Source organism: Neorickettsia sennetsu str. Miyayama (assembly GCF_000013165.1).
GTDB lineage: Bacteria > Pseudomonadota > Alphaproteobacteria > Rickettsiales > Anaplasmataceae > Neorickettsia > Neorickettsia sennetsu.
Genome location: NC_007798.1, coordinates 536,019 through 551,149 on the forward strand (window position 1 = coordinate 536,019; position 15,131 = coordinate 551,149).

At 40.9% G+C, this 15,131-nt stretch carries 14 protein-coding genes and 1 tRNA gene; 13 read left to right on the top strand and 2 right to left on the bottom strand.

Annotated elements, in window-relative coordinates; translation table 11 throughout:
* Window positions 1-399: 399 nt before the first annotated feature.
* Both NSE_RS02485 and NSE_RS02490 read left to right on the top strand, forming a co-directional pair.
* The gene (locus NSE_RS02485) at window positions 400-1,581 is read left to right on the top strand and encodes an aminotransferase class I/II-fold pyridoxal phosphate-dependent enzyme (RefSeq protein ID WP_011451999.1); all 1,182 of its coding nucleotides are present in this window, start codon (window positions 400-402) and stop codon (window positions 1,579-1,581) included.
* A complete protein-coding gene (locus NSE_RS02490) occupies window positions 1,578-2,225 on the top strand; it encodes an alpha/beta fold hydrolase (RefSeq protein WP_011452000.1) in 648 nt (215 codons plus the stop codon). The genes NSE_RS02485 and NSE_RS02490 overlap by 4 nt, the downstream gene beginning before the upstream one ends.
* Window positions 2,226-2,336: 111 nt before the next feature.
* Here NSE_RS02490 and bioC read toward each other — a convergent pair whose 3' ends face one another.
* Complete coding sequence (gene bioC, locus NSE_RS02495; RefSeq protein WP_011452001.1) at window positions 2,337-3,089, bottom strand: malonyl-ACP O-methyltransferase BioC; 753 nt, start codon at window positions 3,087-3,089, stop codon at window positions 2,337-2,339.
* 505 nt (window positions 3,090-3,594) lie between these two features.
* Here bioC and bioD point away from each other — a divergent pair.
* The 11 genes from bioD (at window position 3,595) to secD (ending at window position 14,117) form a co-directional block, all read left to right on the top strand.
* A complete protein-coding gene (bioD, locus tag NSE_RS02500; protein WP_011452003.1) occupies window positions 3,595-4,344 on the top strand; it encodes an ATP-dependent dethiobiotin synthetase BioD in 750 nt (249 codons plus the stop codon).
* A gap of 199 nt (window positions 4,345-4,543) precedes the next feature.
* Complete coding sequence (gene bioA, locus NSE_RS02505) at window positions 4,544-5,887, top strand: adenosylmethionine--8-amino-7-oxononanoate transaminase (RefSeq protein WP_011452004.1); 1,344 nt, start codon at window positions 4,544-4,546, stop codon at window positions 5,885-5,887.
* A gap of 197 nt (window positions 5,888-6,084) precedes the next feature.
* Window positions 6,085-6,158, top strand: a tRNA-Val gene (locus tag NSE_RS02510).
* 128 nt (window positions 6,159-6,286) lie between these two features.
* A complete protein-coding gene (locus NSE_RS02515; RefSeq protein WP_011452005.1) occupies window positions 6,287-6,517 on the top strand; it encodes a hypothetical protein in 231 nt (76 codons plus the stop codon).
* A 220-nt stretch (window positions 6,518-6,737) separates the two neighbouring features.
* Window positions 6,738-7,505 (top strand): cytochrome c oxidase subunit II, encoded by a 768-nt coding sequence (coxB, locus tag NSE_RS02520; protein WP_011452006.1) that lies wholly within the window; start codon window positions 6,738-6,740, stop codon window positions 7,503-7,505.
* Window positions 7,506-7,533: 28 nt separating this feature from the next.
* Complete coding sequence (ctaD, locus tag NSE_RS02525; protein ID WP_011452007.1) at window positions 7,534-9,093, top strand: cytochrome c oxidase subunit I; 1,560 nt, start codon at window positions 7,534-7,536, stop codon at window positions 9,091-9,093.
* Between the two features lie 9 nt (window positions 9,094-9,102).
* Window positions 9,103-10,011: a heme o synthase gene (locus NSE_RS02530; protein WP_011452008.1), complete on the top strand. Its 909-nt coding sequence runs from the start codon at window positions 9,103-9,105 to the stop codon at window positions 10,009-10,011.
* Window positions 10,012-10,025: 14 nt separating this feature from the next.
* Window positions 10,026-10,547: a ubiquinol-cytochrome c reductase iron-sulfur subunit gene (gene petA / locus NSE_RS02535; protein ID WP_011452009.1), complete on the top strand. Its 522-nt coding sequence runs from the start codon at window positions 10,026-10,028 to the stop codon at window positions 10,545-10,547.
* A complete protein-coding gene (locus NSE_RS02540; RefSeq protein WP_011452010.1) occupies window positions 10,540-11,772 on the top strand; it encodes a cytochrome b in 1,233 nt (410 codons plus the stop codon). Before petA ends, NSE_RS02540 begins: the two co-directional genes overlap by 8 nt.
* A gap of 9 nt (window positions 11,773-11,781) precedes the next feature.
* Entirely contained in the window at window positions 11,782-12,552 is a 771-nt protein-coding gene (locus NSE_RS02545) for a cytochrome c1 (protein ID WP_011452011.1), read from the top strand.
* 56 nt (window positions 12,553-12,608) lie between these two features.
* Window positions 12,609-14,117, top strand: a complete 1,509-nt coding sequence (gene secD, locus NSE_RS02550; RefSeq protein WP_011452012.1) for a protein translocase subunit SecD — start codon at window positions 12,609-12,611, stop codon at window positions 14,115-14,117.
* 284 nt (window positions 14,118-14,401) lie between these two features.
* Here secD and ubiG read toward each other — a convergent pair whose 3' ends face one another.
* Complete coding sequence (ubiG, locus tag NSE_RS02555) at window positions 14,402-15,094, bottom strand: bifunctional 2-polyprenyl-6-hydroxyphenol methylase/3-demethylubiquinol 3-O-methyltransferase UbiG (RefSeq protein ID WP_011452013.1); 693 nt, start codon at window positions 15,092-15,094, stop codon at window positions 14,402-14,404.
* Between the last annotated feature and the right edge of the window lie 37 nt (window positions 15,095-15,131).

Consider the following 15,131-nt stretch of genomic DNA (forward strand, 5'->3'; position numbering starts at 1 on the left):
TATCACTCTAACCACAATTCTTAAAAACTACACTAGCATCCACCCCAGATCCACACTACTCGAGCTGTAGTCACCAATATTTTGTCTGATAAAGGATTACAAATGCCCGACCGTCCCACATAACACCAAGAATACTTCCCATTATTAATCGCAATACAGCTTACATGTGTTTCTTTTCTAAAGAGGTGAATTTGCAAACTGTGCATTTTTATCTCAAATGAGGTAGACCATTTTTTAAACGCACCGCTATAACACTACTAGCTTTGTGCCACCACGAGAAATTGCATCTCACAAAAATAAGTCGCGTTGCCTCATACGAGCGTGAATAGAAGTAACATTTTTTAAGAAACAACTATAAAATCAAGATCATCTGGATCACTTAAAAATCTCTGATTCTTTATGGAAGAAGCTTCGGAAAATACATCTTGCTATGCAGATTTTCTCACACAAAGAAGCGCAAAGAATCTCTATCGTCAACTCGAGACGTGCCTGAATGAAAGAAGTTGCATTAATTTCTCGTCAAATGATTACCTTGGCTTAAGTAAATCTAGGGAGACATTAGAAGCTGCCTATTCATATGGTTTAAAGAGCGGGATTGGGGCGACTGGATCGAGACTTCTCTCAGGAAACAACACAATTTTTAAAGAACTCGAACAACAAATCGCAAAAGACAAAAATACCGAAGCTGCCTTAGTAATGGGTTCGGGTTTTCAGACAAACATAACGGTACTTTCCACTCTTCTTGATAGATCTGTCCTTGGCCAAAGAGCAATTGTGTTCTTCGATAGGTTGAATCACTCCAGCCTGTACCACGCAATACTTCTTGCTGGTGCAGAAATGGTCCGTTATAGACACTGTGATATGGAAGATCTTTCCCGATTAATGGAAAAATACTCTGCGGATAGACGTCCAAAATTCATAGTAACGGAGACATTATTCGGAATGGATGGCGATGTACAAGACATGGAGCGTATAGCTACTTTAGCACATCAACATAAGGCAGTGCTGTATCTGGATGAAGCACATGCTACAGGCATTCTTGGAAAGAGTGGGTATGGTCTCTCAACTAACTTTGACCTTTCAGGGATCACACATGTAATCATGGGAACATTTAGCAAGGCAATTGGGGTCTTTGGAAGCTATATCGCATCTTCTACATTGATAAAAAATTACCTGATCAACAAATGCCCTGGTTTGATATACTCGACCGCACTCCCACCTATTCTGCTAGGTGCAATAGCAAAAGCATGGGAAACGGTAGCGCTCTTAAGCAAAGAAAGAAAAACACTGCTAGAAATGGCAAGTAAAGCAAGAAAATTTCTTAGCCAGGAAGGGTACAATATCGGCAATTCAACCAATCATATAATTCCCATCATACTTGGAGAGGAAGAAAAAGTTCTCACATTGAAGCAAAAACTTCTCGGAAAAGGAATAATTGTCTCTGCTGTGCGTCCACCAACTGTACCTGTGAACACATCAAGAATTCGTATAGCATTGTGTGCATTTCACACTAAACACGACATTGCCCACCTTCTACAAAACATCAAAAGCACCAAAAACCTAACCGAAGACACTGCATGAATAGGAAAGTGATACTCTTATGTCATGGTTGGGGTTTCGATCAAAAATTCTGGTCACCGATAATACAACTTTTTGCAAAAGATGATGTCAAACTACTTGATTTAGGGTATTTCGGAACTGAGATCACTAACCAAGTAATAGAAGCAGATACGAATTACGTAGGAATAGGTCATTCGCTTGGCATGGCGAAGCTTATCCTGTTTTTCGGAGACAGACTCAACCGCATCATCAGCATAAACGGTTTTGTAAACTTCTTAGGAAAAAACCCCAAGTTACAAAATAAGAGAACACATGAGCTCACGAAAATGCTTAAAGCGTTTAGATACGATCCACATGGGACATTGCAAAATTTCCATATGAGAAGCCTCGAAGGTGCTAAAGACATTCAAAAGCAACTTCCAAGCGGTAAAATGGATACACAAAAACTTCTTACCGACTTGGAGAATTTAAAATCGCCTGTTCCAGTACCGGAAATACCCACACTTATTCTCGGTAGTACCTCGGACCGTATCGTACCGATAGAAATTCTATATGACAATTTCCCCAACCACGAAGTAGTACTTTTTGAAGGAGGCGGACACAACCTAGTAGGCTCACTACCTTTTTCAATCTATGGCTTGATAGAGAGATTTTTGCAAATTTGACATCGATTTTGCTCTTAAAACTGCATCGTCGAATTGCTAACTCCTATGACAGTTGCAATACCTGAGTAAAGTGGAAAGTTAGATCCCATTCATTCGCGTATTTAGAAAAAATTAAGAATATGGCCATGAAACCACCCCAAACATTACTGAGTATTTTGAAAAAAATTCACCAGGCGCATGTTTTAAAACTTTCCTCACATGATATGCATTGAACCCATCTGGCGAATAGTTAGAGCCAAGCTGTCTCATATACCTTATAAACTCCCTTGGTGAGGCAAACCGCATATCGAAATTGCACACTTCCCAAGTAAATAATGTCGGAGAAGTATCCAACATTGCTAACTCTACTTCTTCGGATGAAATATAGTGTAATCCTGGCGATGGCAAAGAAAGCTCATGAAATAACCTATTCCATTCATATAAGGAAGGCTGAACAAGTATTGAAAATGCAAACACTTTACTTGACCTACACACCCTCTTTAAAACTGTTACAGGGTTTGAACTCCAGTGTATAGCCATACTGGACACAATGAGGTCAGATACGGGAAATTTAACTTTCGACATATCACCTAAGATCGTGGATACATTTTTTCCTACTATCTCCTTAGCACGGCTGAGCATTGCATAGGATATATCGTTCATTGTGAAACTAGCATCAGGAAATTCTGAGAGCAATAATTTTGTCAAGTAACCAGTTCCAGCCCCAATATCCAGGACAGATGCCGGTATAAAGTGTGGAAGCCTCTCTCGTATCATCGCAACCAACTTATAACAACACTCTTTTTGTATTTTTGCCACGAGGTCGTAAGAGCAACTTGCTCTACTAAAATTTGCCGCTACTACATCGTTATTTATATCTGGCATCTACAATCAATAAGTAGCGTATACAATCATATCATCCTGATGCGTTTTCTATGCAGCTGAAAAAACACCACACACGGCAGTAACAGTGAACCCTGTGTATAAACTCAATGAATTCCTTCATCTTACATACACCAATTACGGGCCGTACAGCTAGGTAAAATGGCTCCAATGCAGAGAAACACAACTCACTTATCACAATTATTAGCCAATTAGCATTGCATCAAACACATTACCATGCATCTCTCACACTCGTATCTTAAACGCAAAATCACTTATGGAATCAAACGATTAGCAAATTCAAAAGGGCGCAAGCAACTACTAAATCGCTTTCGAGTGCATAATATGGATCTACGAAGCCTCACATGTTTCCGCATCAACTATACGATGCTGGACAAGATAGATACATCTAAAACAGCCTTAGCGAATTACAAGCAAGCACATCTTGAAGTACTAACGCAGTGTGATTTATATAAACAAGCAACCCTCCGTATTGGCTGAGTAGAACATGGCCATCTTTATCACTGGAACAGACACAAATGTCGGCAAAACAATAATAAGCACTTGGATATGCTTGCACTTGGGTTGGGGTTATTTTAAGCCAATACAAACCGGAGGTAATAGTGACAGCGATTTCGTTTCCAGTACCACTGGTGTGCCAGCCTATGATTCGGTCTTTTCCTTCCCTGATCCAATTGCACCACATGTTGCAGCTAAGATGAGTGGAAGCTCAATTGATATTCTCAAAATTCAACTACCTGAATATAGGAAAAGCCTTAGCAACAAAATAAACTCTATTCCGACCACAGAACACGGGCGAAGTAAGTTCATCAGCGCAACTACTCAAACAAAGTATTGGGAAAAAGAAAATAACAAAATTGTTATCGAGGGTGCTGGCGGTGTCCTTGTGCCCCTCCAGGAAAACGGGACTAAAATGGTGGATCTGATTCAACACCTGAACGTACCGGTGATAATTGTATCGCGCTCTACTCTAGGCGCAATTAACCACACTTTACTTACACTCGAAGCACTACAGGCAAGAGAAATAAAAGTTCTCGGCATAGTGATAAACTCAATGTGCGAGGACTTTCTGGACTACAATTCAAAAGCAATAGCAGAATACGGTTCGACCGAGATCTTAGCCACTTTTCCATACCTAAAGGAAGTAACCAGAGATAGCATCCTCAGCGTACAGATGGGTGATTCAATGAAAGCACTACTGGAATCCACACTAAAATGCAAAAATTCGCTGCTCTAGTGATTCTTGGAGCAAGATATTTCTGTATACGTCATACAAAATTGAGCTATGGAGTTATTATTTCGAGCTGACAAATTTCAACTTCTTTGAAAAACAGAAAAGTCTGTTCAGCGCTATTATAAAGATATTAATTTAACTTGTGTTACAACACGGGTAATAGTAGAATCCGCATAAAAACACCTACGCGGCTATAGGAGAGATGTATCAACATAATAAAACAGTTAACCTGTCTGTGAGGGATAAGAGCCTAATTTGGCACCCACTTACACAAGAAAAAACCTCTTCTCCATCAATCGCGATAATTAGGGGAGAAGGTGAGTACCTCTATGATGAGCAAAACAAAAAATACTTGGACCTTATATCGAGTTGGTGGGTAAACTTACACGGTCATGCTAATCCAGCAATCGCACATGCGATATATGAGCAGGCACTAAAACTTGAACAAGTAATTTTCGCAGGTTTTACGCACGATCAAGCCATCCAATTATGCGAAAACCTCAAAGTAGAATTGCCTGAAAACCTTACAAGATTTTTTTTCTCTGATAACGGGTCTACATCAGTTGAGGTAGCATTGAAAATCGCATTGCAGTTCTGGAAAAACTCAGGTGAGAAACAGCGGGATATCTTTATTTCATTTGATAAGGGGTATCACGGAGACACCGTTGGAGCAATGAGCTTGGGTGCATCATCTGGCTTTTTCGACCAATACAAGAAAATTCTATTCGAGACAGTGCATGTGCCTTTTCCTGCAACCTGGGAAAACGATCCAGATGTAGAGATAAAGGAGGAGGCTTCACTAAATACAATCCAAAACTTTCTAGAACAAAATTTAAACCGAGTAGCAGGTTTCATAGCTGAACCATTAGTCCAGGGAGCTGGAGGTATGCGGATGTGTCGATACAAGTACCTCGAACAGTGTGTAAAGTTATTTAAAGAATATGGCATACTGACCATATTTGATGAAATCATGACTGGTTTTTACCGTACAGGCAAAATGTTCGCCTCGGATTATATCCTTAGCAAACCAGATATTTTATGTCTCTCAAAAGGATTAACAGGCGGCTTTTTACCACTATCGCTCACGATTACGACTGAGAGAGTGTACAACGCATTCTTATCTGACAACTTTAGTAGTGCGCTAATTCATAGTCACTCATACACCGGAAATCCCCTTGGCTGCGCAGCTGCTATTGCCTCATTAGAATTACTTAAAAGTACAAGCACACTCGACAAAATTGCTAAGATTGAACAACTACATAGAAGTTTCATTTGTGATCTGAAACTTACGTTACCAGAAATAATTAAAGCAGAAAGGGTTTGTGGAACCATTGTGGCATTTAATCTCTTTTCAGAGGAATGCAATTACAATCACACGATTGCAGTAAAACTAAGAGAGATATTCATGAAAGAGGGACTGCTAATAAGACCACTCGGAAACACGATTTACTTAATGCCGCCTTACTGCATCTCTGAGAAAGCGCTAAAAGAGGCACACTGCAAAGTAATGGAGCTAATTAGCTCCATTGCAGGCTCTTTTACCTAATTACATCCTTTAAATAATTGCGTTGGTGGCACCGTAAGAAATTACCTTTTTACTGCCCAGTTGATTGATCCATCACAGTTTCAATTTATACATCAAGAACTTGCCTTCATCATATATAGCTAAATAGCCATCGAATTAAACCCTACTTGCTTGGACTTTCCTACAATGAAAATTTTACGTATTATTAGGGTTCATCTGGGTGGTTAGCTCAATTGGTTAGAGCACTTGCTTGACGTGTAAGAGGTTGTTGGTTCGAGTCCAGTACCACCCAGTCGCTTTGACTTGTTTTCTTGTTTGGCGTTCATATATTCAACAGAAGATAAAGCGTAAGGCTTCGTGCAGACAAGTGTTCTGCTCTATACAGAACGAAGCAGCATACTTTTTAGATGAGGAATCGTTTTGTCTGAAATCATTAAAAAGGCCTTTGAAGATATTGATGAGATAACAACCCTGTTGCAGTTTGATGGGAACATTACGGGTGTGAATCAGGTGAAAGATAGACTCCTATCACTGGAGAAAAAGATTGATGAAATATGTCGTTTGAACCTTTCGGAAAACCTCAAGCTTGAGCTGGTAGCGGCATTGAAAAAATTACTAAAAAGAGCTTACCTATCGAATAATAAAAAATAACCCTCTAAGTCGTGTGTGGGCCTTGGCCCTTATGCAGGAGCAAGGTAGAATAAGGATGAGTTTATAATATTTTAAATTAAGAAAATAGGGTTATTGTTTCGTTAATCTTACTTTCATTCAACTTATCTGCGAGCATTGCGCTTGCTAGTATGTTTGTGGTATTAAAGATCTTCTATTCGTGTTGTATAATTGATCAACTCTTTAGGATCGACGTCGTTTTATGCGGAAGCTTGTTTTAATACTCATCTTTCTGTTGCCGGTCTTCGGTTTTAGCGAACAACTTGGACAACCCTATGAATGGCAGCTTGGATTTCAGCGATCAGCTAGTCCTGTGATGGACTATATCAATGACTTCCACAATCTAATGCTGATAATCATGATTTGCATTGCCGCTGGGGTTAATGCTCTTCTCCTATATACTGTTATCCGGTTTAACAAGAAGAGGAATCCATCTCCTTCTGGGACATCGCACAATACTTTGCTGGAAATTATTTGGACAGTGATACCAGTGCTTATCGTGGTAGGCATCTCTTTCCCTTCATTAAAGGTGCTAAAATACGAGGAGCATGTTCCAGATGCAGACATGACAGTCAAAGTTATCGGGCATCAATGGTATTGGACGTACAACTACCCGGATCATGGTGAAATTACCTTCGACAGCAATTTAAAGCACGACTTGGATGAGGGCGAACCTCGATTGCTGGCTGTAGACAATAATCTCGTCTTACCTGTTGATACGACAGTAAGAATTCAAATTACTTCCGATGATGTAATACATAGCTGGGCGGTGCCGTCGCTTGGAATAAAAAAGGATGCGATCCCAGGTAGACTAAATGAAACCTGGGTTCGTATTGACAAGGAAGGCACTTACTACGGACAGTGCTCTGAGCTTTGTGGTATACTGCACGGGTTTATGCCTATAGCTGTGACTGCCGTAAGTAAAGAAGCATTTAAAGAATGGGTTACTCAAGCGAAAGACAGTTTTTAGTTTTGGAGATTAGTTAAGGTTAATTATTATGAATAAACATTCAGAGGTCCCTAGCGGCATAAGGCGTTGGCTTTTTTCAACAAATCATAAAGACATAGGCACTTTGTACATTATTCTTTCTGTAGCTGGGGGAATTGTAGGTGGCCTTTTCTCGTTGATGCTACGTGCACAACTTGCACACCTAGATGTCTTTATGGGCAACTATCAACTCTACAATGTATCTATAACTGCTCATGCGGCGGTTATGGTGTTCTTCATGCTTATGCCAGCACTCATAGCTGGATTTGGAAACTGGTTCGTTCCACTTATGATAGGAGCACCAGACATGTGTTTTCCGAGGCTCAATAACATCAGCTTTTGGATACTTTTCTTCTCTCTGGTGATTATCGTCATGTCCGCGCTTATTGGCGAAGGACCTGGTACAGGTTGGACGTTCTATCCGCCACTCGCGGGAATTCATTTTCATCCTGATGTATCCATTGATTTAGCAATTTTCGGTTTACATTTGGCTGGTATTTCATCAATTCTCGGGGCCATTAACTTTGTCGCAACTATATTGAACATGCGCGCACCTGGTATGACATTGTTCAAGATGCCACTTTTTGTATGGTCTATTTTTGTGACATCTATACTGGTCCTTATAGTAATGCCGGTTCTGGCTGGCGCTCTTATGATGCTGCTCACCGACCGTAATTTGGGTACAGCTTTTTTTGAAGTCGCAGGTGGTGGTGATCCACTTCTTTTTCAACACTTGTTCTGGTTCTTTGGTCACCCTGAAGTTTATATTATCATCCTTCCTGCCTTTGGTATTGTTAGTGAAGTTGTGTCTACCTTCTCGCAAAAGCCGGTTTTTGGGTACAAAGGTATGGTTGCTGCAATGGCAATAATCGGCATAATCGGTTGTTTCGTGTGGGCTCACCACATGTTTATTACTGGTATTAACTTCAATGCTCTTGCCTATTTCACCGTTGCAACAATGCTAGTTGGCGTTCCAACAGGCATAAAAGTCTTTAGTTGGATAGCAACAATGTGGGGTGGTTCTATAGATCTTAAAGCACCTATGCTTTTTGCTATAGGCTTCATGTTCTTGTTTGTGGTCGGTGGCGTTACGGGTATTGCACTTTCGAATTCTGCGCTAGATAAGGCTCTACACGACACATACTATGTTGTTGGACACTTTCACTATGTGATGTCGATCGCAGCGCTGTTTGTTGTATACAGCGCTTTCTATTACTGGATTGGTAAAATTTCAGGGAAACAGTACAACGAGTGCTTTGCTAAAATCCATTTTTGGATTACGCTCGTTAGCGTAAATATAACATTCCTACCACAGCACTTTTTAGGTTTAGCAGGTATGCCAAGAAGAATACCCGACTATCCGGATGCCTTCATTCCATGGAACTATGTCTCTTCCTTTGGCGCAGCACTTTCGTTTGGATCGGCGTTATTTTTTGTGTTTATAGTCTTTCATACACTCTGTAAGGGGAAAAAATGTGAAGCTAATCCTTGGGGTGGAAAGACTCTAGAATGGACTTTGTCATCCCCTCCTCCGTTCCATTCGTTTGAAAAGCAACCTGTGGTAGAATAGCATTGCAAGGTGTTTCAGGTTGTATCCAAGACTGATTGGCTGACCGTGAGGGCGTACTTTGCCCTCCTCAAGCCTCGTGTTGTCAGTTTGGTCACTTTTACGGCAGTGACCGGTGCTGTGCTTGCATATTTTTCTGGGTATCATGCACCTTTTTTTTCAGTATTCACTGCTATTTTTTGCATTGCTGTGGGTTCTGGTGCGGCCGGTGCACTAAATATGTATTATGATCGTGACATAGACGCGATCATGAGCCGTACCAGCAAAAGGCCTATCCCACAAGGAAAGATCTCACCAGAAGCGGCATTGGTCTTCGGGTTGGTACTTTTTGCGTTGTCCGTACTACTAATGGAATTGGCAGTGAATCACTTGTCCGCGGTTCTTTTATCCGTAGCGGTATTCTACTATTCTGTGATTTATACGGTCTATTTGAAGAGACGTACACCTCAAAATATCGTCGTAGGAGGTGGTGCTGGAGCATTTCCACCCATGATCGGATGGGCAGCCGTGGCTAATCATATAGGCGTGGAAAGCTTAGTTCTTTTTCTGATAATATTCCTCTGGACTCCCCCGCATTTCTGGGCATTAGCATTAAAAAATTCAGGAGAATATGAGGCTGCTGGGATCCCTATGTTACCAGTTACTTCCGGAGTCAAGGCAACAAAAATGCAGATATTGTGTTATTCTGTCCTCCTATTTATAACTTCAATCCTACCATACCTCTTAAGGTTCTCCGGTGGAACCTATATGATCGTGGCCTTCATACTCGGGCTTGTCTTTTTGTATTATGCAATTAATGTTTATCTAGACGAGAAGAAATGTATGAAGTTATTCTATTATTCCGTGTTATACTTATTCCTGCTTTTTGGAGTATTCATTCTTGATGCAGCTTTGTCCACGGCTTTGGGTATGCTTATTTAATTTTCTGTAGACAGATGGTAGATAAAAAAAGAAGAGATTTCATAGTTACAACTACGGTTGCCTTCGGTGCTGGTGGTGCTGTTGCTGCTACCTGGCCCTTGTTGAAGTCGTTTGGTCCCTCTGCGGATGTACTCGCGACAGCTACAAGAGAAGTGGATATAAGCAATGTGAAGCCTGGTCAGGGTGTTAAGGTTTTATGGCAGGGAAAACCCGTCTACATAAGAAACAGGACAGAAGAAGAGATAAGGATGGCGCGGAACGCTGATCTTACCTCTCTTAAGGATCCTGAACGCGACGCTGCGCGTGTAAAACCGAACAAGGAGAACTGGCTTGTGGTGGTCGGTGTATGTACGCACCTTGGGTGTGTGCCCCTTAGTAATACTGATGGTACTTTCTTCTGTCCTTGCCACGGGTCGCACTATGATACTTCCGGCAGGGTTGTTTCCGGTCCAGCGCCGACTAATCTTGTTGTGCCGGATTATTATTTCATCAACGATACAACAGTTGTGGTAGGAGCAAAGGAAAAAAATGTCTGATACTGAAGCTACTCTAAAGGGGAATTCTGGTGTTGTAGGATGGATAGAACATAGGTTGCCCATCTTCTCGTTTTTAAAGGGGTTTTTTGTCGATTATAGGGCACCAAAGAACCTGAATATTTTTTGGAATTTCGGTATATTAGCTGCGCTGTCACTGGGGATTCAGCTTCTGACAGGGATATTTCTGGCTATGCATTACGATCCAAATGCTGCTAATGCGTTCGCGAGTGTGGAACATATAACTAGGGATGTTAATTTTGGATGGCTACTTAGATACTCACATCAGGTTGGAGCATCGATGTTTTTCGCCGTGGTATACATTCATATCTTCAGGGGACTGTATTATGGATCATATAAAAACCCGCGCGAACTACTGTGGATAATCGGAATCGTAATATACTTATGCATGATGGCCACTAGCTTCCTTGGATATGTCCTCCCATGGGGACAGATGAGTTTTTGGGCAGCAACTGTGATAACTAATTTTTTTTCAGCAATCCCTGTTTTTGGAGAGTCAATAGCACAGTGGATTTGGGGTGGATTTGCTGTGGGAAATCCTACCTTGAATAAGTTTTTTGCCTTACATTACCTTTTTCCATTCATCATAGTTGCACTGGCTTGTCTGCACATGATTGCATTACATAGGTTTGGTTCGAATAATCCGTCTGGGATAGAAGTAGCCTCTACAAGAGAAACCGTGCCTTTTCATCCGTATTATACTGCTAAGGACTTTGTAACAGTTGTGCTGTTTTTCCTTGTATTCTCAGGGTTTGTATTTTTTGCACCTGACTACTTAGGGCACCCAGATAATTTTATTGAGGCAGACCCATTGGTTACACCAAGTCATATAGTGCCGGAGTGGTATTTCCTCCCTTTTTATGCAATCTTACGTGCAATTCCAAATAAACTTGGAGGAGTGGTAGCATTGCTTTCCTCAGTTCTAATACTGATAGCAGTACCATGGTTGGATACTTCAAAAGTTAAAAGTGGTAGGTACCGTCCGCTTTTTAAAAAGTTCTTCTTTGTCTTCTTAGTGAATTTTCTATTTTTGCTTTGGTTAGGAGGTAGAGAAGCTGTGGAACCATACATAAGTATGAGTAGAGTAGCGACGTTATACTACTTCGGTTATTTCATGGTTGTGCTGCCTATCTTAGGGAAGCTTGAGAAAACGCTACCGCTACCAAAAAGTATTGAGGAAAGCCTCAAGGAGAGCAACAAAGAGTAGGTCTGTGATATGAAAAAGTATTTTTTTATTGCTCTTTTGCTCTGCCAAGTTTCTGCACTTGCGAGTGAAGGAAGCTTTGAACCAAAAGAGCTCGTTAAAATGTCTTGGTCGTTTGAGGGACCGCTCGGTACCTTTGATAAACAGGCCATAAAGCGTGGCCTGAAAGTCTATCAACAGGTTTGTGCGGCTTGCCATTCACTTAATAGAATATCGTTCCGCCATCTTCTAGGTGCCGGTTTTACGCCCGAAGAAGCCAAGTTGATAGCATCGGAGTATCAGGTGAAGGATGGCCCTAATGATGATGGTGAATATTATGAACGCCCGGGCATGCTCTCAGACTATTTTGTTCCTCCTTATGCGAACAGAAAAGCAGCAGAAGCAGCAAACAATGCTGCGTATCCGCCGGATTTATCTCTAATTGCGCGAGGTAGAATTGGTGGAGCGAATTATTTGTATTCTCTTTTGATTGGATTTACAGACGATGAAGCGCCTGAAGGTTTATACAGTAATCCGTACTTTTCCACCGGTAAAATTGCCATGGCGCCGCCTCTGTCTGAAGATATCGTGTCCTACGAGGACGGTACCCCGGCTACGGTTGAACAAATGGCTTTTGACGTGGTGAATTTTCTTCAGTGGGCATCCGAATACGAGATGGAACATCGCAAGAGACTTGGGTTAAAAGTGATGGGATTCCTTTCGATATTACTAGTACTCTCATGGGTTTCGAACAAACGCATTTGGAAGGATATTAAGCAGGTAAGTAATGATGGCACATCCTAAATGGATTTCTCATATTATAATAACCAGGTTGTTATCGCTTTTGTTGTATTAATCCAATGCGTTCGTTGCGCGTAAAGTGTTTTTTTCTGTTGTTTCTTTTTCTGGTTTCTGCCTTCGTTGTTTGGGGTAATTTTTCTTCTGGATCAAATAAGAAAATTAATCCTGGATTAGATTTGCGCGGGGGTGTAAGCATTATAATGTCTATAAATCGCACCGGGTACATTCAAGAAAAACTGCGCAGACTTGTTTCTGAAATCCTAGAATTTGCAAAAGAGAAAGGTATTAAAATAAAAAAAATTGGGATTGATGAGTCAAACCAAATAATTTCAATCTCACTTGAACAGTCGGAAGAAAACAATATTGCGGTTATAAGGGATTTTTTTAAAACTTCTGACGAAATAGTATTTGATAGCATCGATCAGAAACGTGCATATATGCAACTTTCGTACTCCGAGCGCTACCTTAACGAAATAGATAAGAAATTGCTTGAAGATTCCATAAATAACCTTAGGAGACGAGTAGATGAGTTTGGTGTAAGGGAAACATTGATTTATTCGCTCGGTGGGGACCGTATTGCAATAGAAGTCCCGGGTTTGCATGATCCAGAAGAGTTAGTGACATTGCTTGGTAAAACAGCGAAACTGAGTTTCCATATGGTTGTAAATGATACTGCAACTATCCTGGGCAAATTCTTTTTGAAAGATAAACTTGGCAGGAACCTACCCCTTGAAAGGACTCCCTCTCTTACTGGGGATCTCCTGGACGACGCTAGTGTTGCATTTAGTCAAAGGGGTGTGCCAGTAGTGCGATTTAAATTCAATGCCTATGGCACAAAAAAACTAGAACAACTATCAAAGGCTAATGTAGGGAGAGCTATGGCAATAGTACTGGATGATCTTATTTTGACTGCACCGGTGATTCGTGATCCAATAATTAATGGCCGGGGTGAAATATCCGGCAATTTCGATGTTAAGGAAGCAAAAGAACTTGCACTACTGCTCAAATCTGGTTCTTTACCTGCAGAACTTACGGTAATAGAACAGAGAGCCATTGGACCTTCACTAGGCGCAGAGGCAATACTTTTGGGGAAAAGAGCTAGCCTCCTTGCAATGCTATTGGTAGTAACATTCATGTTATTTGGGTACGGTTGGTATGGCGTAGCTGCAACTATAGCATTAATAGTAAATCTGACACTACTGGTAGCAAGTTTGACATTACTCGAAGCGACACTCACTCTTCCAGGAATCGCTGGGTTGATACTAACAATAGGCATGGCAGTCGATGCAAACGTACTTATTTTTGAGCGTATGCGCGAAGAATTCAAAAGGACAGGTGTCCTGAGAAATTCATTAATGAATGGCTTTGAACATGCAAAGGCAACAATTTTTGACGCGAATATTACCACAATACTTGCTGCGCTTATGATGATTTTCATTGGTTCTGGTCCAATCAGAAGCTTTGCCGTTACACTTTCCCTCGGAATCATCACTTCAGTTTTTTCATCAATTTTTGTGACAAGAGTATTGTTAGAAGTATTTGTGTTACCCAAGAAACCATCTAGGTAGGATCTTGGCTGGCCATGTCATGGCGATTCTCTTGAGGTTATGACCACGGACTTCTTATGAGCTCGTTTGGTTTTCATCGGTAACGGTCCACCTTTCCATAAGCAGTAGCAAAGTCGCGACGGTCTCTCGATCGGATGTGTATACTTTCCCAACAAGGGAATTCTAAGTATCTAACATTGCACTAAAGAGAATCAAATCGTACCCCAACTTTCGTCCACGCAATACACATACAGGAGTTCTAGAAGTTTGAAAATTCCCAATAACCTGAGTGATAGGATCATACTTTATTTTTTGTGCATCGCAAGACCTACATAGTTCATTGAAACATCACTGCCTAATCTCCAAGAGTCGGATAGAATACTATAAGTTAGCCCTTTGATACCTCTTATTTCCAAGCCGGAACATTCAAAAAACTTGTTCAATACAGAAGGACATAAAAACTTTTTCCAGGAATGAGTATGCTTTGGAACAAGTCTGAGGATATATTCCGCTGTAAGAATACCGAGTAAAAAGGATTTCACGGTTTTATTCAGTGTAGAAAAAAAGATTTTTCCTCCTGGGAGCAAAATTTCTGCACAAAGGTGCATAAACTCCTTGAGATTATCAATATGCTCTATTACTTCCATGATACATATAACATCAAATTTATCATTATTATTTTGCTTCACATAATCCTCTAATGACGTAGCAAAATATTTTACTTCACCTCGACCATGATCCTCAGCAACTCTTATGCTCTTGCTACATGGATCTATTGCTGTCACAATTCCTCCAAGGCTTGCTAGATTTTCAGAAAGAATTCCGCCCCCACAGCCTATATCGAGTATCTTTTTCGCTACTATGTCTTCGTGGCCTAGTATATATCGCACTCGCACTTTATTCATTTTGTGAAGCATCTCGAAACTGCCATTCGCGATGTGCCACTCATCAGCAAGAGCGGCAAACTTTTCTATTTCCTTTTTATTTACAGTCGTCATTCGTAGAGTCCCTCTTCCTCCTTAAATTGGCATTTAC

What these genes read in the sequence shown, in the direction of transcription:
- NSE_RS02485 (WP_011451999.1), top strand. Translation starts at nt 400, where the DNA reads ATGGAAGAAGCTTCGGAAAATACATCTTGCTATGCAGATTTTCTCACA.
- NSE_RS02490 (WP_011452000.1), top strand. Translation starts at nt 1,578, where the DNA reads ATGAATAGGAAAGTGATACTCTTATGTCATGGTTGGGGTTTCGATCAA.
- bioC (WP_011452001.1), bottom strand. Translation starts at nt 3,089, where the DNA reads ATGCCAGATATAAATAACGATGTAGTAGCGGCAAATTTTAGTAGAGCA.
- bioD (WP_011452003.1), top strand. Translation starts at nt 3,595, where the DNA reads ATGGCCATCTTTATCACTGGAACAGACACAAATGTCGGCAAAACAATA.
- bioA (WP_011452004.1), top strand. Translation starts at nt 4,544, where the DNA reads ATGTATCAACATAATAAAACAGTTAACCTGTCTGTGAGGGATAAGAGC.
- coxB (WP_011452006.1), top strand. Translation starts at nt 6,738, where the DNA reads ATGCGGAAGCTTGTTTTAATACTCATCTTTCTGTTGCCGGTCTTCGGT.
- ctaD (WP_011452007.1), top strand. Translation starts at nt 7,534, where the DNA reads ATGAATAAACATTCAGAGGTCCCTAGCGGCATAAGGCGTTGGCTTTTT.
- petA (WP_011452009.1), top strand. Translation starts at nt 10,026, where the DNA reads ATGGTAGATAAAAAAAGAAGAGATTTCATAGTTACAACTACGGTTGCC.
- NSE_RS02540 (WP_011452010.1), top strand. Translation starts at nt 10,540, where the DNA reads ATGTCTGATACTGAAGCTACTCTAAAGGGGAATTCTGGTGTTGTAGGA.
- NSE_RS02545 (WP_011452011.1), top strand. Translation starts at nt 11,782, where the DNA reads ATGAAAAAGTATTTTTTTATTGCTCTTTTGCTCTGCCAAGTTTCTGCA.
- secD (WP_011452012.1), top strand. Translation starts at nt 12,609, where the DNA reads ATGCGTTCGTTGCGCGTAAAGTGTTTTTTTCTGTTGTTTCTTTTTCTG.
- ubiG (WP_011452013.1), bottom strand. Translation starts at nt 15,094, where the DNA reads ATGACGACTGTAAATAAAAAGGAAATAGAAAAGTTTGCCGCTCTTGCT.